Origin of the sequence: Christiangramia gaetbulicola, assembly GCF_003054225.1 — a bacterium.
Classification (GTDB): domain Bacteria; phylum Bacteroidota; class Bacteroidia; order Flavobacteriales; family Flavobacteriaceae; genus Christiangramia; species Christiangramia gaetbulicola.
This window is the reverse complement of record NZ_QBKQ01000001.1, coordinates 1,045,646-1,069,148: the sequence shown is the minus strand read 5'-3', so window position 1 is coordinate 1,069,148 and position 23,503 is coordinate 1,045,646. Positions and strand designations below refer to the sequence as shown.

Genomic DNA, 23,503 nt, shown 5'->3' with positions numbered 1-23,503 from the left:
TTTTAAAATTTCCAGCGCACAAAAGCTTCCATAGCTTCGTAATTGGCCAGACCCAACTGGTGATAATTCACGGCTGTTTCACGATTGCGTTCTTCAGCTCTAACCCAGAATTCCCTCTCGTCGTCACCAGGGAAAACAGGTCGGTCTTTTTGGGACTGATGCTGGAAGATAGCATGTCTTTTACGCTGTACTTCTTGAGGTGAAAGAGGAACGGCCATTTCGATCTCATGTACCTGGAACTCTTCCCAGGCTCCGCGATATAACCATAACCAGCAATCCTTAACCCAGTCTTCAGTCTTTTTCAGGCGCTGTAATGCTTCCAGGATTATTCTGAAACACACGATATGAGTTCCATGCGGATCGGCAAAATCACCTGCAGCAAAGACCTGATGAGGTTTGATCTTCTGAAGCAATTCCATCGTGAGTTTTACATCATTTTCGGTTACCGGGTTTTTAACTTTTTTCCCGGTTTCATAAAAAGGCAGCGCCATAAAATGAACCTGGTCATCCTTTAAACCGGCATACCTCGCACCTGCAATGGCTTCGGTCTTTCTAATAAATCCTTTCACTTCCTGGATCTCCTCGAGGTCTATATCATTTGGTTCCTTGGTTTGCAGGAACTTCCTCATTTTTTCATAGATGACCTTGAGCTTTTCGGTGTCTTCCCCGATACTTTCGTTGAAGTCTATGGCGAATTCCACATATCTGAGAACATCTGTATCCCAAACCGCGGTATTTCCTGAAGTTTGATAGGCCACATGAACATCATGACCCTGGTCTACGAGCCTGATGAAGGTTCCTCCCATTGAGATGACATCATCATCTGGATGCGGACTAAAAATAAGGGATCTTTTATGTGAAGGTTCTTTTCGTTCTGGTCGCTGAGAATCATCAGCATTCGGTTTTCCACCGGGCCAGCCAGTTATACTATGCTGTAACTGGTTGAATACATCTATATTAATATCGTAGGCTGGTCCCTGCTCTGTCGCCAGCTGAGCCATACCATTGGCATTATAGTCTTCCTCGGTTAATTTCAGGATAGGTTTGTTAACTGTCCTGGATAACCAGATGACCGCTTTTTTGATTAGTTGTGGGGTCCAGTTGCAATCCTTTACCAGCCAGGGAGTGTCGAATCTGGTAAGTTCAGAAGCGGCATCTTCATCTAATATAAATTCTACATTATCTGATAATTGCAGGAAGGTCGCCGGTACATTAGAAGATATTTCTCCTTCAACGGCTTTTCTGATAATCGGAGCTTTTTTCTTGCTCCAGGCCATCAGGATGATCTCTTTAGCCTTGAAAATAGTGCCAATTCCCATGGTAATGGCTTTGGTAGGTACATTCTCTTTCCCTCCAAAATCCCTCGATGCATCACGACGGGTAAGGTCATCCAGGGTTACCAGCCTGGTTCCGGAATTTGGTGCAGAACCCGGTTCGTTAAAACCAATGTGTCCCGTTCTACCAATACCCAGAATCTGCAGGTCTAGTCCGCCAACCTCGGTGATCTTCTTTTCATATTCTAGGCAATAGTTGGCGATCTCTTCTTTTTTAAGTGTTCCGTCTGGGATATGGATATTTTCCCGCGGAATATCGATATGATTGAAGAGCTGCTCATCCATGAATCTTACATAGCTCTGTTTAGCTCCAGGATTCATGGGGTAATATTCATCAAGGTTAAAGGTGATCACATTTTTAAAGCTAAGACCTTCTTCTTTATGTAACCTGGCAAGTTCATAATAAACCTCTACCGGAGTAGCCCCTGTGGCTAAACCCAAAACCGCATTTTCGCCTTTTTCCTGTTTCGAGGTTATGATATCTGCGATTCTACGGGCAACCTTTTTAGAGGCAATATGCTCATCCTGAAAAACGCTAACCGCTAATTTTTCAAATCGGGTTTCTTCCAATAGGTTTAATCTTGCCATAATTTTATGCTGTTTTTATTTTATCATTCTAATTGAGATCTGATTTTAGCATGGCAACCTGGTTTTTAAAAATCTCATCCATCACCGCGATAGTCCCTCCAAATAAACAGGAGTTAGGACCAAGATTAGACAATTCTATGCGTGTCTTCTCCTTTAGTTGCATCATGCAATAGGTATTCGTCGATTGCTGGATGGGGGTGGTAATAAATTGTTTGGCTTTGGCAATTTCGCTCTCAAGAATTATCAATTCTGGGTTGAAGATCTGAATAAGAATGGCGATACCTTTCCCCAGGCTTATTCCTATTTCTGAAAGCAAGTTGATCGCAAACTGGTCTCCTTTATTAGCGGCCTGTATAATGACGCTAGGATCCATTTTTTCAAAATCTTCGCCTTTCAACTCATTTAATACCGAGGTTTGTCCCAGTTTTAATCCTTCTTTTGCTTTTCTAACCAAAGCCAGGCCAGATGCTTCTGTTTCCAGGCAACCTCTTTTTCCGCAGTGGCATAATAGGCCATCTTCTACCATAGGAATATGGCCAAATTCGCCTGCAAACCCTGAATGTCCCGTATGCATTTTACCGCCCATGATGATGCCGAGGCCAATTCCCCAGTCCATAGAAATCACAAGGACATTTTCCTTATTCTTACCAATCCCAAATCTATATTCGGCCAGGCAGGCACTTTTAGTATCATTAAGTATAACTACCGGTTTCTTGAATTTCTTCTCGAACTTATCCTGAAGCGATTCAGGCTCCTGCTCGGTAAGGTAATATGTAAAGTTCTTACCTTCTTTGGTTGAAACAAGTCCGGGCATGCTAATCCCCACTCCTAGCATTTTTTCAGGATCTATCCCTGAATTTTTGATCACCTCCTCTGCCTTTTCATGTAAAAGCTCAACGATGTTAGATTTTGGAGAGATCTCGGTAGTGATCTCGGCTTCCTCAATGATGGAATGGTTGTTATCTGTAATAGCGATCTTGATCTTAAATCGCTTAATATGTATACTTAATACAAAGAACGAATGTTCTTTAAGGCCGTAAAGATCTGGCTTTCTACCGCCTTCAGACTTTCCCTGTCCGGCTTTAACTACAATGCCGCTTTCCATTAGTTGGTTAATGAGGCCCATAGAGGTAGGAAGGCTTATGTCAAATTTTGAGCAAATTTCAGCATTAGAAGTACTGCCATTCAAAAAGAGATATTTGATGATCTTGATCTTCTGTAGAAACTTTTTTCTTTCGATATTACTAATGTCGGTCAGAGCCTCTTTAGTGATAAGGAAATCCTGTAAATTTTTAGTCATATATTGATTTGAGAATTTTTAAAAACAGCTCAAAATAAGCTAATTATTTAAGTTTCCTAAAGCCGAAATTAAAATTATAAAAAAAATCCCTAATTGGAAACAATTAAACAAAAATTTTAATTAAGATTTATTAATTAATAAAAAATTATACTTTTATGTTTAGTTCTATGGGAATTATATCGGAAGTGAACCATGAAATTGATCAGAAAATTCAAAAATGAAAGAATCTACGCACAAAGCAACATCAGTTCATAAACAAAGATATTTTGCGCTGGATGTACTGAGAGGTCTAACCATAGCGCTTATGATCTTGGTGAATACTCCCGGAAGCTGGTCTACCATCTATGCGCCATTCAAACATGCCGCCTGGCATGGCTTTACCATAACAGACCTGGTGTTTCCCACTTTTCTATTCGTGATTGGTAACGCCGCCAGCTTTAGCCTGCGTAAATATGAGCAGCAATCTGAGCAAGTTTTTCTTAAGAAGATATTTAAAAGGAGCGTCCTTATATTTATAATAGGTTTATTGCTTAACGCGTTCCCTTTCGTTTTCAGAGAAGGGGGGGAGTTCTTTTTAAAGGATTTCAGTAAGATCAGGATCATGGGAGTTTTACAACGAATTGCTTTATGCTATCTATTTGGTTCACTCATTCTGCATTATCTTAAGTTGAAACAGGTGCTTATTTTTAGCTCTATCCTTTTATTATTCTATTGGTTTATTATGTGGTATTTTGGAACGCATCCAGATCCATATAGCCTGGATTACAATGCCGCCTTAAAACTTGATCTCCTTGTTTTTTCTCCGGAAAATCTCTATCGCGGCTTCGGGATAGCTTTCGATCCTGAAGGTTTGTTGAGTACGATCCCGGCAATCGTGAATGTTCTGGCAGGTTATGTCGCTGGAAAATTCATTCAGAAAAATGGGAATAATGGATCAACAGTTTTAAAATTAGCCATCGCGGGATTAGTTCTATTAGGTATCGCTTTATTCTGGGCACAATATTTCCCAATAAATAAAGCCATCTGGACCAGTACCTTCGTACTTTACAGCACCGGTTGGGATCTTATTATTTTAGGTGTTCTTATACTTATTATTGAAGTTTTCGGCTTTAAGAAATGGACCTACTTTTTTGAAGCCTTCGGTAAAAACCCATTGTTTGTCTTTATTATGTCTGGGGTCGTGATACAACTGATGTTTATTATTTTCATTGAAGGCCAGTCCATGAAATCCTGGCTCTACAATAATTTTTATTTAAGCTGGTTGAATGATTATAATGCTTCCCTGGTTTTTGCTCTTAGCTATATGCTCCTCATGTGGTTAATTGGTTATATCCTGGATAGAAAGAATATTTATATAAAAGTTTAAAAGAGTTAAGTCGAAATGCGATCAAATAAAATCCTTCTGTTATTAGCTGCCGTATTAATTTTAAGTACTTCCCTAAAGGCACAGGAATCAGTAGCTAAAAGCCCCGAATTTCTGAAATACGAGAATAGCAAATGGGTAGATTCAGTAATGGCGAAATTATCTCCAGATGAAAGGATCGCACAATTGTTCATGATCCCGGCTTTTTCTAATAAGGGACCAGATCATAAAAAAGAGATTTTAAAGCATATCAAAGAGTACAAGATCGGCGGACTTATCTTTATGCAAGGTGATCCAAAAACCCAGCTGGAGCTTATGAACGACTACCAGCAAGCAGCCGAAGTACCACTTATTGGAGCAATAGATGCTGAATGGGGTCTGGGAATGAGACTGGATAATACCATAAGTTTTCCTTACCAGATGGCCCTGGGAGCTATCCAGGGGGAAGAGCTTATCTATGATATGGGAGTAGAGATTGCACGGCAGTTACAAAGAACCGGCTTGCATATTAATTTTGGTCCGGTGGTAGACGTTAATAATAACTCATTGAACCCGGTGATTAATTACAGGTCTTTTGGGGAGGACAAGCTGAATGTAACCAAAAAAGGCATTGCTTATATGCAAGGAATGCAGAGCCAGAGCCTTTTGGCTACGGCAAAGCATTTTCCAGGTCATGGTGATACAGACACCGATTCCCATTATGCCTTACCGCAGATAAACCATCCTTTTGAAAGACTTGATGACCTGGAAATGTATCCCTTTAAGGAATTGATCAATGCGGGGATTGGCGGGGTTATGGTCGCCCATCTGGACATACCTGCCCTGGATTCTACCGGGGCTCCTTCAACCCTTTCCAAACCAATTATTTCAGGAATTCTGAAAGAAAGACTGGGTTTTAAAGGTCTTATCGTGACCGATGCCATGAACATGAAAGGCGTTGCCGAGGGAAATGAGCCTGGAGAAGTTGATAAAAAAGCAATTCTGGCCGGGAACGATCTTTTGGAGTTTTCAGAAGATATTCCAAAAGCCATCGCTGAGATAAGAAATGCCATAAATGAAGGTTTGATTACTCAAGCTGAGATCGATAGTCGTTGCCGTAAGATCCTGGCGGTAAAACAATGGGTTGGGCTGGATAATTATGAGCCTATACCGGTAAAGAATGTGGTGAAGGATGTAAATAATCCTGAAGCGATCTGGCTAAACCGAAAGCTGGCTGAAGCCTCTCTTACCCTTTTAAAGAATGATAATTCCATACTACCATTACAGAAACTGGATACTTTAAAAATAGCTTCGGTTTCTATTGGTGCTTCTAAACCAACCAAATTTCAAAAGACTTTGAAGCTTTATGCCGATGTGCATAACTTCCAGTTGGGACGTGGAGCTAAGGCTTCATATATCACAGATCTAAAGAAGAAGTTAGAGGAGTATAACCTGGTGATCATCGGTATGCATGATTTCAGCATCAGGCCCAGGAACGAGATCAAACTTTCTAAAGAGATCGAAAATTTCATTTCCGAATATGCTCAAAAAAATAACACAGTCATCAGCCTGTTTAAAAATCCTTATGTCATAAATAAACTTCAGGATATAGAAAAATCAGATGCGCTTGTGGTGGCTTACCAGGATTCAGAAATTACCCAAGAACTTAGCGCTCAGCTTATTTTTGGAGGAATTGGAGCTTCCGGGAAATTACCCGTAAGTGTTGGCGAAAAATTCAAGGCAGGTGATGGTTTAGACCTGAAGACTAATCTTAGATTTAAATATACGGTGCCTGAAGATGCGGGAATGGACTCTAAAAAACTGGGCACCGCGATAGATTCGCTTATGCATCAGGCCATAGAAGCCAAAGCGACTCCGGGAGGTGTTGTTTTAGTTGCCAGAGATCAAAAAGTGGTCTTTTATAAAGCTTACGGACTACATAAATACAGCGATACCATTGCAGTTGAAAAGACAGATCTCTATGACCTGGCTTCGGTAAGTAAGATCTCCACCGCTTTACCGGCTCTTATGAAATTATACGATAAGGGAAATTTCGATCTTGAAGCAGGAATAGACGATTACCTGCCCTATTTCAGAAATTCGAACAAGGCCGATGTTCCCTTCAGGCAGATCCTGGCTCACCAGGCCCGTTTCAAACCCTGGATCCCGTATTGGAAAACTACCCTGAGGAATAATGGCAGTTATAAGTGGAACACATTTAAAAAAGATTCTTCGGCCAGGTATCCGGTAAAGGTGAGCGACGAACTCTGGCTGCACAGGAATTATAAGGATAAGATCTATAAAGCCATCAAAAAATCGCCGCTGGAAGAGGAAGCGAAATATAAGTATTCCGGTTTATTGTTCTATTTATTACCTGGCATCGTGGAGCGAATCACCGGGGAAGATTTTGTAGAATATATCAATGAGAACTTTTATGACAAGCTAGGGTCAACCACGGTTACTTATAATCCTTCAGAAAAGTTCGATTTGGACAGGATCGTGCCTACAGAAAGTGATTTTAACTTCAGGCATGAAGTGATCCACGGGAATGTGCATGATGAGGGAGCAATTATGATGGGCGGTGTTTCTGCTAATGCCGGCTTATTTGCCAATGCCAATGATCTCGCCAAATTAATGCAGATGTATTTGAATATGGGAGAATATGGCGGAGTGCGCTATATAGATGACTCCACCTTAAAGGAATTCACCAAAACCCAGTTCCCTGAAAATGATAATCACCGAGGCCTGGCTTTTGATAAACCTTACCTGGAATACAAAGGAGAAGATAGTAACACGGCTAAAAATGCCAGCGCAGATAGTTTTGGCCATACCGGTTTTACCGGTACCATGGTCTGGATGGATCCTCAAGAAGATCTTCTGTATGTCTTTCTTTCCAACAGGGTTCAGCCCACAAGAGAAAATACCCGGTTGTATAAATTAAACACCCGAACTCAAATTCAGCAGGCTCTATATGACGCCATCCAATAGGCGATAATATTTTCTTTCCTCAATCCTTAAATTGTATGATGAATTGTTGAGAGAATCATTAAAAACGGGCTTAAGTATTCAATAAATTATATATTTGTCGATATTTTATTGAATATTACGCTAACCTACTTTATGCTGAAATATAAGTTCACCCCCCTGATCTTACTGATATTTTCATGTGCGGTCTATTCCCAAAGCGACCTCAGAGGAAAAATTCAGAATCAAGATAACGATCCCGTGGCCTTTGCTAACGTGATCCTTTTGAACGCCACAGATTCCACCAGCGTTTATAAAGGCTCCATTTCGGAAGATGATGGAACTTTTTTAATTGAAAATGTCCAGGACAGTTCTTATTTATTGAAAGTGTCTTTCGTAGGTTATGTGGAATCCCTTCAGAAAATTAAGGTCAAAGGAAATACCAGGGTGAATACGATCACTTTGCAGGAAGCTTCAGATGCTCTTGATGAGGTCGTGGTAAACGCCAGGAAGCCAAAGATTAGCAGGGAGATAGACCGCCTGGTTTTTGAAGTTGAAAATACCACTTTATCTACAGGTAATTCTTTCGAGATCTTAAAAAGAACACCCGGGGTTATTCTTAGCCAGGGACAGTTACTGGTGAAGAACAGGCCTGCCACGGTTTATATCAATGACCGTAAAGTATATCTAAGTTCTCAGGAATTACAGCAATTACTGGAAGGCTTTTCCGCAGAGAATATTAAATCTGTTGAAGTGATCACCAATCCACCGGCAAGATATGATGCTGAAGGTGGTGCAATTCTTAATATCAAGACTTCAAAGAATATTTCTATTGGTTATAAAGGGAGTGTGAACGCTTCCAACACCATTGCCATTGAGCCAAAATACAGTGTAGGTACCAGTCATTATTACAAAACAGATTGGTTGAATATGTTCGTTAATTACAATTATAACGACCGCGACCTGGTAAAAAGGGACGAAGGTTTTATAGAATATTACAGACCTAACGGTGATGTAGACTCCAGATGGATAACAGATTTTGAAAGGAATACGCTCACGTATTCTCATTCGCTGAACACCATCCTGGATTTTACACTTAGTGAAGTAAGCACGCTTAGCCTGAGCGCCAATATACAGATCACACCAGATTCTGACAGTGATATCAGCGGTCTCACCAATATCTATGACCGTAACAATTCGCTGGATTCATTGTTTACCACAGATAGTCGCCTACATAGTGTTACAGATAATATACTTCTTGCAGCTACTTACAACACCAGTTTGGGAGAGAACGGGACTTTAGCTGCTGTTGCTAACTATATTAATTACGATAACAGCCAGAGTCAGCAGATCATGACGAATTATTTTGAGGAGGACGATACTTTTATTAGGGATAATTCTTTTTCTACGGAAGCAAAGCAGAATAGTGAGATCTATACCGGGCAGGTAGATATTGCCACGCCTTTGGGATCTACAAGTTTCGAAACCGGATTAAAATATTCGGGATTAAGAACTGAAAGCGGGCAGGATTATTTTGATACCAATACCGGGAACAGGCAGTTTTCGGCAGAATTATCTGATAATCTTGATTATGAAGAGGATATTTATGCGGCATACGCCAGTATGTCTAAAGACTGGGAAAAATGGTCGATGAAGTTAGGATTACGCGGAGAGTATACAGATGTGCAGGGAATTTCTGAAAGCCAGGGATTGGTCAATTCACAGGATTATTTTGAATTGTTCCCTACTTTCTACCTGAATTATAATGCTTCAGACGATCATTCTTTTGGAATGGAATATAGCAGAAGAATTACCAGGCCAAGATTCGAGAATTTGAATACTTATAGGTATTTCCTGAATGAAAATAATTTTCAGGACGGGAATCCAGATCTTATGCCAGCTATCTCGAATATGATCAAGTTCAGCTACAGTTATAAGAACAAGTTATATTTCGACCTGTACTGGGATAAAGCAAATAATGCAATCGCGACCATGCCATTTCAGGATAATGAGAACAGGAATCTTCGTTCTTCCAGTTTGAACATGGATTTTAGTCAGCAATATAGTTTCGATATCGGGTATTACGACTACCTGAACGACTGGTGGTCTATTACTGCCTATACTTCTTTCTTCTATATGCAGAATGATTTCCCGGCATTGGAAAGCGGGGGGCAGATAGTTACCAATGATGCTTTTGGCGCTTATATATATGCGGGTAATTTCTTTACATTATCTGAAGACGGAACTTTTTCTGGTGAAGTAACTACCACTTATATTCCAGATTATATCGTTGGGTCTTATGAGTTTGAAGAACCTCAGTTCGGGTTGAATTTTGGTCTTAGAAAAACTTTCTTCGATTCCAGATTGGTAACTACGGTAAACGTTGATGATATTTTCAATACTATGAACATGCCTATGAGGTCGCAATATCTAAATCAGAATAACTCCTTTTTTGCTATGCCGGAGTCGCGTATGGTGAGGTTTGGAGTCACATATAAATTTGGGAATTTCAAACTGGGTGATAACAAACGTGCTATCACAGCCGAAGAAAGCGCCCGTCTTGAATCTAAAAACCAATAATTTAGCAGCCTAATTAACTTATTTTCAGCCAAAGGAATTATTTAGTAATTTTGCGACCTGAAAAAGAGAAGCTTTGGCAAAAATTGGAAATATAGATGTAGGAGACTTCCCGTTGCTTTTGGCACCGATGGAAGATGTGAGTGACCCGCCGTTCCGTGCTTTATGCAAGGAACAGGGAGCAGATGTGGTATTTACTGAATTTATCTCTTCTGAAGGGCTTATTCGCGACGCGGCGAAAAGCACCATGAAACTTGATATTTACGAAAAGGAACGCCCGGTTGGTATCCAGATCTTTGGAGCTAATCTGGAATCCATGCTGCAGTCTGTAGAGATTGTAGAGAAATCTGGGCCAGATATTATTGATATCAACTTTGGTTGCCCGGTGAAAAAAGTGGTTTCCAAAGGTGCCGGTGCCGGTATCCTTAAGGATATCGACCTTATGGTTTCCCTAACGGAAGCCATGGTGAAGCACACCAAACTACCTGTTACTGTAAAAACAAGATTAGGCTGGGATCACGATTCTATCAAGATCGTTGAGGTAGCTGAAAGGTTACAGGATGTAGGTTGCCAGGCTATTTCCATACATGGGCGTACCCGTGCGCAGATGTATAAAGGTGAGGCAGACTGGGGGCCAATAGCTCAGGTGAAGAATAATCCAAGAATGCATATTCCTGTTTTTGGGAATGGTGATGTTGATTCGCCTGAAAAAGCCGTGAAAATGCGCGATGAGTTTGGTCTGGATGGAGCGATGATTGGCCGTGCGAGTATTGGTTATCCATGGTTTTTCAGGGAAGTGAAACACTTTTTTGAAACCGGTGAGCATATGGCGCCTCCAACATTAGAAGAGCGTGTAGAAGCTGCCAGAAGGCATTTGCAAATGGCGATCGACTGGAAAGGTGAGAAATTAGGGGTTTTTGAAACTCGTAGACATTATACAAATTACTTTAAGGGAATTCCGCACTTCAAGGAATACCGCATGAAGATGGTGACCAGCGATGATTCTATAGACGTATTCAAGGCTTTTGATGAGGTAGAGAAAGAGTTCGCAGGTTACGAATTTGCCTGAGCAAGCGCTTTTTTACTTCTTCCTGCTGCAATATATGAAGCGATAAGTCCCAAGGTGAATATTGTGATAAGTACGATCAAAATGTTCTGGACTTTCATCTGCACGGGATAAGGCAAATTAGGAGTGATCATTACCAGGTCATAATTCATTTGTAGAGAAATTAGAACTATCGCGACCAGCAGACCTATAATGCCGCCGAGCCCGGTCATGAGCATTCCCTGTAAAAAGAAAATATTCTTGATCTGGTTTGGAGTGGCTCCTAGGTTGTAAAGAGTCTTGATATTCTCCCGCTTATCCAGGATCATGACAATGATAGATCCTACTACATTAAATAAAGCTATAGTAAGGACCAGGGTGAAAATAAGGTAAACGAACAGGTTCTCTGAATTCAGCATTTTATTTAGTGCGTCATTCAGTTCTGCTCTTGTTTTTACGGTCGCTTTTCCTGCAAAGATCTCGTTTATCTTTTCGGTCACATCTTCTACGGAAGCTTCCGGATCTAACTTGAATTCCACCGCCGAATATTCGTTTTCTCCCATGTTCAGAAGTTCTTTCGCGAAATTGATGTGCGTGAACACATATTTATCATCCAGTTCTTCATTTACACTGTAAATTCCACTAACTATAGACTGCTTGGAGCTGAACGCATCCTGCAGGTTGGTCATGGTGATCGCACCTTTCCCGGGCTTTGGTACCATGATCTTTAAAAGGTTCTGGTAATTGAAAGTTCCAATATCCAGTAATCGCGAGAGGCCATTACCAATAACCACTTGCGGTTCACTTTCGGTAAGCCAGGTTCCAAAAACCACAGCGCTGTCTATCTGGTTGACTCTTCGGTAATTTTCATCCACGCCTTTGATAAAAGCGGGATTGGTCTTGGATTTATAACTAAGGATGACCCGTTCTTCAACGATTTTGCTGAATTCAGTGATCTCGGGAACCTGCTGTAGTTTTTTCAGCTGTTCTTCAGAGATGTTTAAAACCTTTCCCTGTTCAGGAACTGCTTTAAGATCGGGATCAAATTCATTCGAAAAAGAGAGGCTGAAATCCCTGAGACCGGAGAATCCGCTAAGAACTATAAATAGCGAAAAAGCCCCGGCAAACACTCCAATCGCTGCAATGATCGTAATGATATTGATTGCATTACTCTTGCTTTTGGTAAATAAATACCTCTTGGCGATGTAGAGCGGGAACTTCAAATTAAGATTTTTTCCTCTTGTCTAAAAGATCGGGGTTGGCCACAGGATCTTCCTTGCCTTTAATAGATTTTTCGATACCATCTATGTATTCAAGAGAGTCATCAATGAAAAAGCTCAGATCGGGCATTTTTCTAAGCTGATGCCTTGTTCTCTGGGCGATCTCATGTTTGATCTGTGATTTATTTTCATTGATCTCTTTGATCACCTCTTCCTGGTGTTTAGAAGGGAATATACTTACGTATGCCTTCGCTATAGAAAGGTCTGTAGTTACTCTTACTTTAGAAACAGAAACAAGAATTCCTGTCCTGCCGCTGTCTCTTAATGAATTCTGTAAGACATCAGCCAGATCCTTCTGCAATAATCCACCTATCTTTTTTTGTCTGTTTGTTTCTTCCATGCTACAAAAGTAAAATTTTTAACTGTGATTTATCTTCATATAAATGAATTTGAATCATATAACATTATTTATTGATATTTGTTTTGCTAAATAGAAGATACATGAGGAGAATAGAACATATAGGAATCGCGGTAAAAGACCTGGAAGCGGCCAACAAAACCTATAAAGCTGTTTTAGGAGCGGAACATTATAAAACCGAGGAGGTAGAAAGCGAGGGAGTGGCTACTTCTTTCTTTAAAGTTGGAGAAAGCAAGATAGAATTGCTCGCGGCAACGAGTCCGGATAGCCCGATCTCAAAATTTATTGAAAAAAGAGGCGAAGGTATTCACCACATGGCGTTCTATGTAGATGATATCAAAGCGGAAATAGAAAGGCTTAAAGGAGAAGGTTTTAGATTGCTGAATGAGCAGCCAAAACCCGGCGCAGATAATAAGATCGTGGCTTTTATGCATCCAAAAGATGCCAATGGCGTACTGGTAGAGCTGTGTCAGGAAAAATAGGAATATTTTTGTTTGGTGCGTAACTTGCAATTATCTAAATTTGCGCTCGCGATACAAATACGTATCAGGTCCCATAGCTCAGTTGGTTAGAGCACCTGACTCATAATCAGGTGGTCCTTGGTTCGAGCCCAAGTGGGACCACATTATAAAACCTGTCTTTTTTAAGGCAGGTTTTTTTGTTTCTACATTTTTTCTTTTTCCTGCATTTAGCCACAAAAAAAAGCCCCGCATTTCTGCAGGGCTGGTTAATTTATTAATTGGGTACCATCGCTATAGACAGCGAGGTATTTAATTCTTCAGTATATTATTGTAGGTACATTACGAAATACACAAAAACCAATATCGCCAGAACACTAAGGCCTATGGAAAGAACTAATAATCTCTTTTCGCTTTTATTCTTAATCATTCCGGTTATTTTTGGTAAAATTATCCCGACTAGGGAGATATGGTTAACGGTATAAGTAATTGTTTTAACGATATATGTGAAATATTGAAAGCTTTTTACTGAAATTCAGTCAATTAACTTCCTTAAAAAGGCGCCAATCATCTTAGCAGCAAGCACTGAGCAAATTAAAATATCATATTTTCTGAATGATTCAGATTTATGCTGAAAACCTATAACATTTGTTAAAACGAAATGTTCTGTCGCTTAGAAATTCAATAGATGATACATTTACCCCGAATGTGGTAAAATTTGCCTAATTAATTTTGAATTGAATTCACTAATTATATAAATTTGAGAACATTGAAGTAGTTGGTTCATAGATAGATAGTTCAATTTTTTGTTTTCTCTTGCTGTCTTAGGAACCAAAACCTTACATATTACGTATATTTTCTTGAAGTAAGTTTTCTATGCTCTACCTTTATCCCGGATAAAGGTGATTTGATTGTGGAAAATTCTTACTTTAGTAAGTGATTTTAGAATTATAATATTAATTATCAGGGCATTCGTCGAAAATACTAACCGAACATCAATGGGGCAACTTAGGTGTATATTGCTATGCATTACTCTTTTAGTGGGAGTATCGGTTACCTCTTATGCTCAAAAAGACGGTAAGGGTCCGCCGGCTCCTACCGAAAAACGTCACAAGGGACCACCATGTGATCCTGGTAACGGGAACGGGAACGGAGTGCCACCTCCACCCGGGCTTTGCTTGCCCATAGATGATTACGTTTATATACTCATGGCCGTAGGTTTAATGTACGGCTGTTATAAATTGCGCGATTTCGGGAATGCTAAGACAGCTCAGTGATCCTTTTCACATATTTCCCTATTACATCAAATTCCAGGTTAACTGTATCCCCGGCTTTAAGATATTTAAATGTAGTATGTTCATAGGTGTAAGGGATAATCGCCACGCTAAATTCGTTAATTCTTGAATTCACCACGGTTAGGCTTACCCCGTTAACGGTGATAGATCCTTTTTCTATAGTGATATTTCCAATATTAGGATCGTACTCAAAAGTGAACTCCCAGCTACCATCAGCTTCTTTTAAACTTTTACATGTTGCAGTTTGGTCTACATGTCCCTGTACAATATGCCCATCTAAACGGTCCCCGAGTTTCATTCCGCGTTCCAGATTCACGACATCGCCTGTTTTTAGCAGACCTATATTGGTCTTGTCCAGGGTCTCTTTTACTGCTGTAACCTTGTATTGCTCGTTTTCTGTGGAAACAACGGTTAGGCATACCCCGTTGTGAGAAACACTCTGGTCTATCTTTAATTCAGGTGTCATACCTGCTTCAACTGTAATGTCGAGGTTAGTGCCAGATTTCTCCAGTTTAACGATCTTTCCTAATTCTTCTACTATTCCTGTGAACATTCCTTTCTATAATAATGGTTACATTTGTGTGTAAAATTAAAATATTATATCGGGAAACTTTATGAAACAAGCCGAAATGATCAAATTGGGAATTAGTATTGGTGATCTTAATGGAATTGGTAGTGAAATTGTACTTAAGACCTTTGATGATTCCAGGATGCTCGATTTTTGTACCCCAATTATCTTTGCGAATATTAAGATTCTCAATTTTTTAAAGAAACAATATAAACTGTCCATTCATTTGCATGCCATAGATCAGCCTTCTAATGCGGTTGACGGGAAAGTGAATGTGGTGAATGTCTGGAAGGAAAACGTCAATATTAATTTTGGCGAGGAAGACGTAAAGATCGGTGAGTATGCCTTTAGATCTTTAGAGGCTGCTACGGCAGCATTGAAAAAGGATGAAATCGATGTGCTGGTAACTGCACCTATTAATAAAGCGACCATTCAATCTGATAAATTCAATTTCCCGGGTCATACAGATTACCTGGCGAAAGAACTTGGAGGTCAAAGCCTTATGTTCATGATCACAGATAATCTCAAGGTTGGATTATTAACAGACCATGTGGCACTAAAAGATATCGCTTCGGTAATTACTCCGGAATTGATCGAGAAAAAGATAAAGATCATCCAGGAAACTTTGAAAAGTGATTTCAGGGTAAGAAAGCCGAAAATCGCCGTTCTGGGTATTAATCCGCATAGTGGGGATAATGGTTTAATTGGTAAGGAGGACGAAGAAGTTTTAAAACCGACCATAAAGAAATTAAGGGACAAGGGAGACCTGGTTTTTGGTCCTTACGCGGCAGATAGTTTCTTCGGAACCAAGAACTATAAGAATTTTGACGCGGTAATAGCTTCTTACCATGACCAGGGACTGGTGCCTTTCAAGACCTTATCTTTTGGGATGGGGGTGAATTTCACTGCTGGATTAAATAAAGTGAGAACTTCACCAGATCATGGAACCGCTTTTGAAATAGCGGGTAAGAACGAAGCAAATATCAACTCTTTTAAAGAGGCTGTATTTAAAGGTATCGAGATCTTTAAAGCAAGAGAAGAATATAAGGATCTTACCGAAAATCAGCTGCAAAAACAGGGAAGGAAGATATAAACAGAAATTTGTTTATAAAAAGAACATAATTAATTAATTTTTATATCTTTGCACCCGCCTTAACGGAAACGTGGGCACTCAAAACTGTGGAGAAATGAGGAATTTAGCAGAGTTTACAATTCCTTTTAAGGGATTAAAGCTTGGAAAGCACCAGTTTGAGTATGAGTTAGATAACAGGTTCTTTGAACATTTTGAGTACGAGGAATTCAATAAATCCGATGTAAAGATCGATTTGTTGTTCGAAAAGAAAAGCACCATGATGGAGCTTACCTTCAGAGCAACCGGGACAGTAAATGTTAATTGCGATCTTACGAACGAACCTTATGATCAACCCATAGATAGCGAGTTGTTCTTGGTGATCAAGTTTGGGGATGAATTCAATAATGAGGATGAAGATTTGCTTATTCTGCCACATGGCGATTACGAAGTGAATATTCAGCAGTACATATATGAGTTGGTCGTACTTTCGGTACCTCAAAAGAGGATACATCCGGGAGTTGAAGACGGCACATTGAAATCTGAAGTACTCGACAAGCTAGAAGAACTTAGTTTGAAAAATCAGAAAAAGAAAAATGAGGATGATATAGATCCTCGCTGGGACAAATTAAAAAATTTATTAAACGAATAATTAATAGGAAGCCATGGCACATCCAAAGAGAAAAATCTCGAAAACCAGAAGAGATAAAAGAAGAACACATTATAAAGCTTCAGCTCCAAAAGTGGCTGTAGATTCTGTAACAGGTGAAGCACACCTTTATCACAGAGCTCACTGGCACGAAGGTAAACTTTATTACCGTGGTCAGGTATTAATTGATAATACTGAAGAAGTAGAGGCTTAGTCGACACTTAGAGCTTCAAAAAATTACAGGAACTCTCACATCGTGGGAGTTTTTTGTTTTTAGTTGATTAAGTCCTAAAAAGACCTTAATTTGCACGCCGGTTATAATTAATTTTAGTAATTTTCTATTTATGGAGAGTTCAAAGGAAAGGCCGGTGAAGGGTGAATTAAATCCAAATTTATGAGTAAAATCACGGCAGCGATCACGGCTGTAGGTGCTTACGTGCCTGAGGATATTTTAACCAACAAGATGTTGGAAGAAATGGTGGATACGAACGATGAATGGATCACCACCAGGACGGGAATTAAAGAAAGACATATTCTTAAAGATCCTAATAAAGGAACTTCATATTTAGCAATCCAGGCAGCAAAAGATATACTTCGCAAAACCAACCTGGACCCCAAAGAAATAGATCTTGTTATTATGGCTACGGCCACACCAGACATGCCTGTGGCATCTACCGGTGTGCATGTGGCTACCCAGATAGGCGCTACAAACGCCTTTTCTTATGACCTGCAGGCAGCATGTTCCAGTTTCTTATATGGAATGTCTACCGCCGCGGCTTATATTGAAGCAGGGAGATATAAAAAAGTGCTATTAATAGGGGCAGATAAGATGTCTTCTATAATAGACTATACAGATCGTACTACCTGTATCATCTTTGGAGATGGTGCCGGAGCAGTATTGATGGAACCAAATACTGAAGGCCTTGGACTTCAGGATGAAATATTAAAAAGCGATTCCATTGGTAGGGAATCTTTAAAGATCGAAGCTGGTGGATCTCTTATGCCACCAACTGAAGAAACTGTGGCAAGAAAACTTCATTTCGTGCAACAGGATGGGAAGACTGTATTTAAATTCGCGGTTTCCAATATGGCCGGGGTTAGTGAACAGATCATGAAAAGAAATGATCTTTCTAACGAAGACGTAAACTGGCTGGTGGCACACCAGGCAAACAAGCGAATCATAGATGCGACAGCGAACAGGATGGGACTTAACGATGAGGATAAGGTCTTGATGAACATCCAGAGATATGGTAACACCACTTCTGCTACTTTACCTCTTTTGCTTAGCGATTACGAAAAGAACTTTAAAAAAGGAGATAATTTAATATTTGCCTCTTTTGGAGGTGGCTTCACATGGGGAGCTGCTTACCTTAAATGGGCTTATAACTCATAAAAAACCAACACCAAATATTATGGATTTAAAGGAAATTCAGAACCTGATTAAATTTGTAGCCAAGTCTGGCGCAAGCGAGGTGAAACTGGAAACAGGTGATGTAAAGATCACTATTAGAACAGGTTCAGACGATAAAGAAACTACCATAGTACAACATGTTCCGCAGCATATGCCACAACAGCAGATGCCGGCTCAGCAACCGCAGCAGCAACAAGCACCTGCACCTCAGGAAAGCGCTGCTCCGCAAAAAGAATCAAAAGATTCTGGCGATGATGAGTCTAAGTATATCACTGTGAAATCTCCTATTATTGGTACTTTCTATAGAAAACCTTCTCCAGACAAGCCAACTTTTGCTGAGGTTGGAGATACTATTAAAGAAGGAGATGTACTTTGTATCATCGAGGCGATGAAACTTTTCAACGAGATCGAAAGTGAAGTTTCTGGAAAGATCGTAAAAGTATTGGTTGAGGATTCTTCTCCGGTAGAATTTGATCAGCCTTTATTTTTAGTTGATCCGTCATAATTTACTGCCCGTTTTAACAACTGTAAGCCCGTTTATGGGCTTCAGAACTTTAAAAGCAACTAGGTATGTTTAAAAAAATATTGATTGCCAACAGAGGGGAGATCGCATTGCGTGTTATCCGTACCTGTAAAGAAATGGGTATAAAGACGGTTGCGGTATACTCTACAGCAGACGCTGAAAGTCTTCATGTAAGATTTGCCGATGAGGCCGTTTGTATAGGACCTGCACCGAGTAACCTTTCTTATCTTAAAATATCAAATATCATTGCAGCAGCAGAAATTACCAATGCTGATGCGATACATCCGGGATACGGATTCTTATCTGAAAATGCCAAATTCTCTAAGATCTGTGAAGAGCACGATATCAAATTCATCGGTGCTTCTCCAGATATGATCAGTAAAATGGGAGATAAGGCGACTGCAAAAGCTACGATGAGAGCTGCAGGAGTTCCTTGTGTTCCGGGATCTGAGGGAATTATCAAGGATTTTAAAGAATGCATGAAGCTGGCCAAGGATATCGGCTTTCCGGTAATGCTAAAAGCTACTGCCGGTGGTGGTGGTAAAGGTATGCGTGCCGTTTGGAAAGAGGAAGATCTTGAACCAGCATGGGAATCTGCCAGAAAAGAAGCAGATGCCTCTTTTGGTAATGACGGGATGTATATGGAGAAGCTTATTGAAGAGCCTCGCCATATCGAGATCCAGATCGTGGGAGACAGTAGCGGTAAAGCCTGTCACCTTTCTGAAAGGGATTGTTCGGTACAACGTCGTCACCAGAAGTTAACTGAAGAAACTCCGTCTCCATTCATGACCGATACCCTTCGTAAGAAAATGGGAGACGCAGCGGTTAAGGCAGCAGAATATATTAAATATGAAGGAGCCGGTACGGTTGAATTCCTTGTAGACAAGCACAGGAATTTCTACTTCATGGAGATGAACACACGTATACAGGTAGAGCATCCAATTACCGAGCAGGTAATAGATTATGACCTTATTCGTGAGCAGATCCTTGTAGCGGCAGGAGTGCCAATTTCAGGAAAGAACTATTTTCCGCAATTACACTCTATAGAATGTAGAATTAATGCGGAAGATCCTTACCATAACTTCCGTCCTTCTCCAGGTAAGATCACGAATTTACATGCACCCGGAGGACATGGAATTCGTATAGATACCCACGTTTACAGTGGCTATACCATCCCGCCAAACTATGACTCTATGATCGCCAAATTGATCACTACTGCTCAAACCAGAGAAGAAGCGATCAATAAGATGAAGCGAGCTTTAGACGAGTTTGTGATCGAAGGAATTAAAACAACGATACCTTTCCACAGGCAGCTGATGGATCATCCAGATTATGTAGAAGGAAATTATACTACAAAATTCATGGAGGATTTCAAGATGAAGCCTCAGGAAGAGCAAGCATAAATTGAAACCCCGGTAATTCCGGGGTTTTTTTATGTCCAATATTTTGTAATTTCAGCCGTAGAAATACTAACCTATGAATTTTTCTTTCTGGGAGACCGATTCCTGGTTTTCTAATATCGATTATTGTATCGTTGGCAGTGGCATTACCGGACTAAATTGTGCCTTGAAGATCAGGGAATCTGAGCCGGAAGCTAAGGTGCTCATCCTGGAAAAAGGGATGTTGCCCGAAGGTGCCAGCACCAAGAATGCCGGATTTGCTTGTTTTGGGAGTATTTCAGAGATCCTGGACGATCTTAAGACACATTCGAGACAAGAGGTGGTGCAGTTATGCGAAAAGCGTAAAATGGGCCTGGAATTGCTTCGGAATAATCTGGGCGATGATATTATCGATTATCAGGAAAAAGGAGGATATGAACTTTTTACTGAAGCCGATAAAGAGCTTTACGAGGAATGTCTTCTCCGGATTCCTGAAATAAACGATCTTTTAAAAGAGGTATTCCAGGGAGAGGTATTTGAAATCGCCGAAAATAAATTCGGGTTTAAAAAAATTCAGCCAAAACTCATCTTCAATAAATTCGAGGGCCAGATAGATACCGGTAAAATGATGAGCGCTTTAGTGAAGAAGGCTATCGAGAAAGATATCCGTATTCTTAACTGTGTGGAAGTAAGATCTTTTGAGCAATCTACAAATGGGATAAGTGTTGAAACTTCAGAATTTGACCTGGAAGTCAAAAAACTGATCATCGCTACCAATGGCTTCGCATCCAGGCTGGGTATAGAAGAGGTGAAACCGGCCAGGGCACAGGTACTGGTCACCAAGCCTATTACAGATATTCCCTTTAAAGGCACTTTTCACCTGGATAAGGGTTATTATTATTTCCGTAATATTGGAGATAGAGTTTTGTTTGGAGGCGGGAGAAACCTTGATTTTAAAACCGAAGAAACAGATGAGACCGGATTGACAGACCTGATCCAGGATAAATTAAAAGAACTACTCGAAACCTGCATCCTACCGGAAACCGATTTTGAAATTCAGCAATCCTGGAGCGGGATTATGGGAGTTGGGGTACAGAAGAAACCAATTGTAAAAGAACTTTCTAAAAATATTTATTGCGGTGTGCGCCTTGGCGGAATGGGAATTGCCATTGGCAGCCTCGTTGGAAAGGAAATCGCAGAGCTAGCCATAAGATCATGATAAAAAGATTTTTCAAATTTATTTTTAAGATCCTGTTGGGTCTTTTCCTTTTCAGTATTCTTATGGTGGTAATCTATAAGTTCGTTCCGGTTCCATTTACGCCTTTGATGGCGATACGATACTTCGAAAATCCTGAAGAACCGGTAGAACATGATTGGGTTCCTATCGATGAAATTTCAAGGCATTTACAACTGGCGGTCATCGCCAGTGAAGACCAGAATTTTGAAAACCATAGTGGTTTCGATTTTGAAGCTATCCAGAAAGCGATGGAAGATAACCGCTCGGGTAGAAAGATTCGTGGTGCCTCTACGATCTCGCAACAAACTGCTAAAAATGTATTTCTGTGGCCAGGAAGAACCTGGTTTAGAAAAGGAATGGAAGCCTATTTTACTTTTTTAATCGAAATGATCTGGAGTAAAGAAAGGATCCTGGAAGTTTACCTGAATAGTATAGAAATGGGTAAAGGCGTATATGGAGCCCAGGCCGCATCTCAACACTGGTTTAAAAAAGATGCTTCTAAACTGGGGCCATACGAAGCTGCAGCAATCGCCGCGGTTTTGCCTAATCCCAGGGAATATCGGGCAAATCCAGCATCAAACTTCATTCAGCGTCGAAAGAACTGGATCGTAAGACAGATGCAGAATTACGGAAAATTTATGCTGGAATAATGGAAGCTGAAAGACGTCAAGACTTAATATCTGCCTGCCGGGATTATCTTCAAACGAGAGTTTCGGTGGTTAAAAGAGCCATGGACGGACTCAAGGAAGACCTTGAGAACGAATCCAAAAGCAGTGCCGGCGATAAATTTGAGACCGGCAGGGAAATGATCAATATCGAATGGAATAAATTAAGCGTTCAGCTAAATGAATATGACCGGCTGGGAAATATCCTGAACAGGATCGAAGAATATAAACCCAACGGCAATGTAATTCTGGGAAGCATCGTCGTGACCAATGTCGCTAAATATTTTATTTCTATTCCGGCAGGGGAGATCTCAAGTGGTAAAGATAAATTCTATGCAGTTGGGATCAAATCACCTATCGCCCAGGTTTTACTCGGCAAAAAAGCAGGTGAAAAAGCCGTATTTAACAGGCGTGAATTTGAAGTTTTAGAGATCACTTAAGTCGCTCCTCGATCAGTTTTTCAGGGACTTTTAATGATATGGTTTTTCCGGGTTGAATATCATTCTTATGTTCTACTAATACCTCCTCACCATTCAATTTTGCCTGAATAAGGAAGTTTTCTCCTTTGAAATACGTGTTCTTTACTTCAGCCTTTATAGGAGAACTTTTAACAATGCTAATATCGTGAGGATATAAAACCACTCTTTTACGGCTGCTCTCATTTTCTTTTAAATTTTTCAGCATGATATGGTTCACATCCCCGAATAGCGAGGCGATATATTTATTGGGTGGCGATTTATACAGTTCTTCAGGAGTGCCATCGGCATAAATATTTCCATTCTTCAGAACAAAGGTGTGGTCTGCAAAGGAAAGGGCATCGGTACTATCGTGCGTTGCCACGATACAGGTAATATTCTTTTCTTTCAGGTAAGAAAACAGGCGTCTTCTCAGGTTGTTTTTTCTGAAATGATCTATATGGCTGAAAGGTTCATCCAGTAGAATTAATTCCGGTTCCTTGGCCAGGGCGCGGGCTAAAGCGATACGTTGTTGCTGTCCACCGCTAAGAAGTTTTGCCTTTTTATCGGCCAGATCTTCCATTTCCACTACTTCCAGTAACTCTTTAATGCGCCTTTTCTTTTTGACCGGATAAAAATTACTAAGATGTTTTCCTACATTTTCTGCAGCCGTGAGGGGCAGCATAAGATCAAAATCCTGAGCCAGGTATTTTATAAAAGGTTCCCCGGGCACCAGGTTGAAATTTGGTCCCAGCATTTCTTCTCCGTTCCAGCTTACTTTCCCATCTGTATGTAAAAGGCCGTAAATCAGTTTTAAAAGAGTGCTTTTTCCGCAGCCACTTTCTCCGATCACCGAAACATTCTGACCTTTTCCGATCTCAAAACTTATGTTTTTTAGAACCGGTTCTTTTTGGTAGGCGAAGGATACATTCTGAAGTTTCAGCATATTGAGGAAATATAAGGTCGAAGTTAAAATAAAAAAAGCGCGGAACATAATCCGCGCTTT

The 23,503-nt window shown here is 40.3% G+C and carries 21 protein-coding genes and 1 tRNA gene; 16 read left to right on the top strand and 6 right to left on the bottom strand.

Annotation, left to right across the window (positions count from 1 at the left end; all coding sequences use genetic code 11):
* Positions 1 to 2: 2 nt before the first annotated feature.
* Entirely contained in the window at positions 3 to 1,922 is a 1,920-nt protein-coding gene (nagB, locus tag C8P64_RS04875) for a glucosamine-6-phosphate deaminase (protein ID WP_108170902.1), read from the bottom strand.
* Between the two features lie 28 nt (positions 1,923 to 1,950).
* A complete protein-coding gene (locus C8P64_RS04870; protein WP_108170901.1) occupies positions 1,951 to 3,222 on the bottom strand; it encodes an ROK family transcriptional regulator in 1,272 nt (423 codons plus the stop codon).
* 217 nt (positions 3,223 to 3,439) lie between these two features.
* On the opposite strand from C8P64_RS04870, the gene C8P64_RS04865 reads away from it, so the two are divergent.
* From C8P64_RS04865 to dusB, 4 genes are all read left to right on the top strand, one after another.
* Positions 3,440 to 4,588 (top strand): acyltransferase family protein, encoded by a 1,149-nt coding sequence (locus C8P64_RS04865; RefSeq protein ID WP_108170900.1) that lies wholly within the window; start codon positions 3,440 to 3,442, stop codon positions 4,586 to 4,588.
* A 15-nt stretch (positions 4,589 to 4,603) separates the two neighbouring features.
* Positions 4,604 to 7,552 carry a serine hydrolase domain-containing protein gene (locus tag C8P64_RS04860; protein ID WP_108170899.1) on the top strand — a complete coding sequence of 983 codons (2,949 nt, stop codon included), beginning with the start codon at positions 4,604 to 4,606 and terminating at the stop codon, positions 7,550 to 7,552.
* A 132-nt stretch (positions 7,553 to 7,684) separates the two neighbouring features.
* Positions 7,685 to 10,108 (top strand): outer membrane beta-barrel protein, encoded by a 2,424-nt coding sequence (locus tag C8P64_RS04855; protein WP_108170898.1) that lies wholly within the window; start codon positions 7,685 to 7,687, stop codon positions 10,106 to 10,108.
* Between the two features lie 73 nt (positions 10,109 to 10,181).
* Positions 10,182 to 11,174: a tRNA dihydrouridine synthase DusB gene (gene dusB / locus C8P64_RS04850; RefSeq protein WP_108170897.1), complete on the top strand. Its 993-nt coding sequence runs from the start codon at positions 10,182 to 10,184 to the stop codon at positions 11,172 to 11,174.
* Here dusB and C8P64_RS04845 read toward each other — a convergent pair.
* Together C8P64_RS04845 and rbfA are read right to left on the bottom strand one after the other, a co-directional pair.
* Positions 11,159 to 12,373 (bottom strand): ABC transporter permease, encoded by a 1,215-nt coding sequence (locus C8P64_RS04845; protein WP_108170896.1) that lies wholly within the window; start codon positions 12,371 to 12,373, stop codon positions 11,159 to 11,161. The genes dusB and C8P64_RS04845 overlap by 16 nt on opposite strands.
* Position 12,374: 1 nt before the next feature.
* Positions 12,375 to 12,770 carry a 30S ribosome-binding factor RbfA gene (gene rbfA, locus C8P64_RS04840; protein ID WP_108170895.1) on the bottom strand — a complete coding sequence of 132 codons (396 nt, stop codon included), beginning with the start codon at positions 12,768 to 12,770 and terminating at the stop codon, positions 12,375 to 12,377.
* Between the two features lie 101 nt (positions 12,771 to 12,871).
* Between rbfA and mce the strand changes: the two genes are divergently transcribed.
* The 3 genes from mce (at position 12,872) to C8P64_RS04825 (ending at position 14,523) form a co-directional block, all read left to right on the top strand.
* Positions 12,872 to 13,270 (top strand): methylmalonyl-CoA epimerase, encoded by a 399-nt coding sequence (mce, locus tag C8P64_RS04835; protein WP_108170894.1) that lies wholly within the window; start codon positions 12,872 to 12,874, stop codon positions 13,268 to 13,270.
* A gap of 67 nt (positions 13,271 to 13,337) precedes the next feature.
* Positions 13,338 to 13,411, top strand: a tRNA-Ile gene (locus tag C8P64_RS04830).
* 833 nt (positions 13,412 to 14,244) lie between these two features.
* Complete coding sequence (locus tag C8P64_RS04825; protein WP_146167178.1) at positions 14,245 to 14,523, top strand: hypothetical protein; 279 nt, start codon at positions 14,245 to 14,247, stop codon at positions 14,521 to 14,523.
* Here C8P64_RS04825 and C8P64_RS04820 read toward each other — a convergent pair.
* Complete coding sequence (locus C8P64_RS04820; protein ID WP_108170892.1) at positions 14,507 to 15,094, bottom strand: riboflavin synthase; 588 nt, start codon at positions 15,092 to 15,094, stop codon at positions 14,507 to 14,509. The two genes, C8P64_RS04825 and C8P64_RS04820, sit on opposite strands and share 17 nt — an antisense overlap.
* Before the next feature lie 61 nt (positions 15,095 to 15,155).
* On the opposite strand from C8P64_RS04820, the gene pdxA reads away from it, so the two are divergent.
* The 9 genes from pdxA to C8P64_RS04775 all read left to right on the top strand — a co-directional run bounded on the left by pdxA (position 15,156) and on the right by C8P64_RS04775 (position 22,482).
* Entirely contained in the window at positions 15,156 to 16,202 is a 1,047-nt protein-coding gene (gene pdxA / locus C8P64_RS04815) for a 4-hydroxythreonine-4-phosphate dehydrogenase PdxA (RefSeq protein WP_108170891.1), read from the top strand.
* Between the two features lie 94 nt (positions 16,203 to 16,296).
* Positions 16,297 to 16,830, top strand: a complete 534-nt coding sequence (locus C8P64_RS04810) for a YceD family protein (protein WP_108171284.1) — start codon at positions 16,297 to 16,299, stop codon at positions 16,828 to 16,830.
* Positions 16,831 to 16,843: 13 nt separating this feature from the next.
* The gene (rpmF, locus tag C8P64_RS04805) at positions 16,844 to 17,041 is read left to right on the top strand and encodes a 50S ribosomal protein L32 (protein ID WP_026932948.1); all 198 of its coding nucleotides are present in this window, start codon (positions 16,844 to 16,846) and stop codon (positions 17,039 to 17,041) included.
* A gap of 180 nt (positions 17,042 to 17,221) precedes the next feature.
* Positions 17,222 to 18,220 (top strand): beta-ketoacyl-ACP synthase III, encoded by a 999-nt coding sequence (locus C8P64_RS04800; protein WP_108170890.1) that lies wholly within the window; start codon positions 17,222 to 17,224, stop codon positions 18,218 to 18,220.
* A gap of 19 nt (positions 18,221 to 18,239) precedes the next feature.
* A complete protein-coding gene (gene accB / locus C8P64_RS04795; protein ID WP_108170889.1) occupies positions 18,240 to 18,743 on the top strand; it encodes an acetyl-CoA carboxylase biotin carboxyl carrier protein in 504 nt (167 codons plus the stop codon).
* Positions 18,744 to 18,808: 65 nt separating this feature from the next.
* A complete protein-coding gene (gene accC / locus C8P64_RS04790) occupies positions 18,809 to 20,164 on the top strand; it encodes an acetyl-CoA carboxylase biotin carboxylase subunit (protein ID WP_108170888.1) in 1,356 nt (451 codons plus the stop codon).
* A gap of 73 nt (positions 20,165 to 20,237) precedes the next feature.
* A complete protein-coding gene (locus C8P64_RS04785) occupies positions 20,238 to 21,359 on the top strand; it encodes an NAD(P)/FAD-dependent oxidoreductase (protein WP_108170887.1) in 1,122 nt (373 codons plus the stop codon).
* Complete coding sequence (gene mtgA / locus C8P64_RS04780) at positions 21,356 to 22,027, top strand: monofunctional biosynthetic peptidoglycan transglycosylase (RefSeq protein WP_108170886.1); 672 nt, start codon at positions 21,356 to 21,358, stop codon at positions 22,025 to 22,027. Before C8P64_RS04785 ends, mtgA begins: the two co-directional genes overlap by 4 nt.
* Complete coding sequence (locus C8P64_RS04775; RefSeq protein WP_108170885.1) at positions 22,027 to 22,482, top strand: transcription elongation factor; 456 nt, start codon at positions 22,027 to 22,029, stop codon at positions 22,480 to 22,482. The genes mtgA and C8P64_RS04775 overlap by 1 nt, the downstream gene beginning before the upstream one ends.
* On the opposite strand, the gene C8P64_RS04770 is transcribed toward C8P64_RS04775, so the two are convergent.
* Positions 22,475 to 23,443 (bottom strand): ABC transporter ATP-binding protein, encoded by a 969-nt coding sequence (locus C8P64_RS04770; RefSeq protein ID WP_108170884.1) that lies wholly within the window; start codon positions 23,441 to 23,443, stop codon positions 22,475 to 22,477. The genes C8P64_RS04775 and C8P64_RS04770 overlap by 8 nt on opposite strands.
* Positions 23,444 to 23,503: the final 60 nt, after the last annotated feature.

What these genes read in the sequence shown, in the direction of transcription:
- nagB (WP_108170902.1), bottom strand. Translation starts at nt 1,922, where the DNA reads ATGGCAAGATTAAACCTATTGGAAGAAACCCGATTTGAAAAATTAGCG.
- C8P64_RS04870 (WP_108170901.1), bottom strand. Translation starts at nt 3,222, where the DNA reads ATGACTAAAAATTTACAGGATTTCCTTATCACTAAAGAGGCTCTGACC.
- C8P64_RS04865 (WP_108170900.1), top strand. Translation starts at nt 3,440, where the DNA reads ATGAAAGAATCTACGCACAAAGCAACATCAGTTCATAAACAAAGATAT.
- C8P64_RS04860 (WP_108170899.1), top strand. Translation starts at nt 4,604, where the DNA reads ATGCGATCAAATAAAATCCTTCTGTTATTAGCTGCCGTATTAATTTTA.
- C8P64_RS04855 (WP_108170898.1), top strand. Translation starts at nt 7,685, where the DNA reads ATGCTGAAATATAAGTTCACCCCCCTGATCTTACTGATATTTTCATGT.
- rbfA (WP_108170895.1), bottom strand. Translation starts at nt 12,770, where the DNA reads ATGGAAGAAACAAACAGACAAAAAAAGATAGGTGGATTATTGCAGAAG.
- mce (WP_108170894.1), top strand. Translation starts at nt 12,872, where the DNA reads ATGAGGAGAATAGAACATATAGGAATCGCGGTAAAAGACCTGGAAGCG.
- C8P64_RS04825 (WP_146167178.1), top strand. Translation starts at nt 14,245, where the DNA reads ATGGGGCAACTTAGGTGTATATTGCTATGCATTACTCTTTTAGTGGGA.
- C8P64_RS04820 (WP_108170892.1), bottom strand. Translation starts at nt 15,094, where the DNA reads ATGTTCACAGGAATAGTAGAAGAATTAGGAAAGATCGTTAAACTGGAG.
- pdxA (WP_108170891.1), top strand. Translation starts at nt 15,156, where the DNA reads ATGAAACAAGCCGAAATGATCAAATTGGGAATTAGTATTGGTGATCTT.
- C8P64_RS04810 (WP_108171284.1), top strand. Translation starts at nt 16,297, where the DNA reads ATGAGGAATTTAGCAGAGTTTACAATTCCTTTTAAGGGATTAAAGCTT.
- rpmF (WP_026932948.1), top strand. Translation starts at nt 16,844, where the DNA reads ATGGCACATCCAAAGAGAAAAATCTCGAAAACCAGAAGAGATAAAAGA.
- C8P64_RS04800 (WP_108170890.1), top strand. Translation starts at nt 17,222, where the DNA reads ATGAGTAAAATCACGGCAGCGATCACGGCTGTAGGTGCTTACGTGCCT.
- accB (WP_108170889.1), top strand. Translation starts at nt 18,240, where the DNA reads ATGGATTTAAAGGAAATTCAGAACCTGATTAAATTTGTAGCCAAGTCT.
- accC (WP_108170888.1), top strand. Translation starts at nt 18,809, where the DNA reads ATGTTTAAAAAAATATTGATTGCCAACAGAGGGGAGATCGCATTGCGT.
- C8P64_RS04785 (WP_108170887.1), top strand. Translation starts at nt 20,238, where the DNA reads ATGAATTTTTCTTTCTGGGAGACCGATTCCTGGTTTTCTAATATCGAT.
- mtgA (WP_108170886.1), top strand. Translation starts at nt 21,356, where the DNA reads ATGATAAAAAGATTTTTCAAATTTATTTTTAAGATCCTGTTGGGTCTT.
- C8P64_RS04775 (WP_108170885.1), top strand. Translation starts at nt 22,027, where the DNA reads ATGGAAGCTGAAAGACGTCAAGACTTAATATCTGCCTGCCGGGATTAT.
- C8P64_RS04770 (WP_108170884.1), bottom strand. Translation starts at nt 23,443, where the DNA reads ATGCTGAAACTTCAGAATGTATCCTTCGCCTACCAAAAAGAACCGGTT.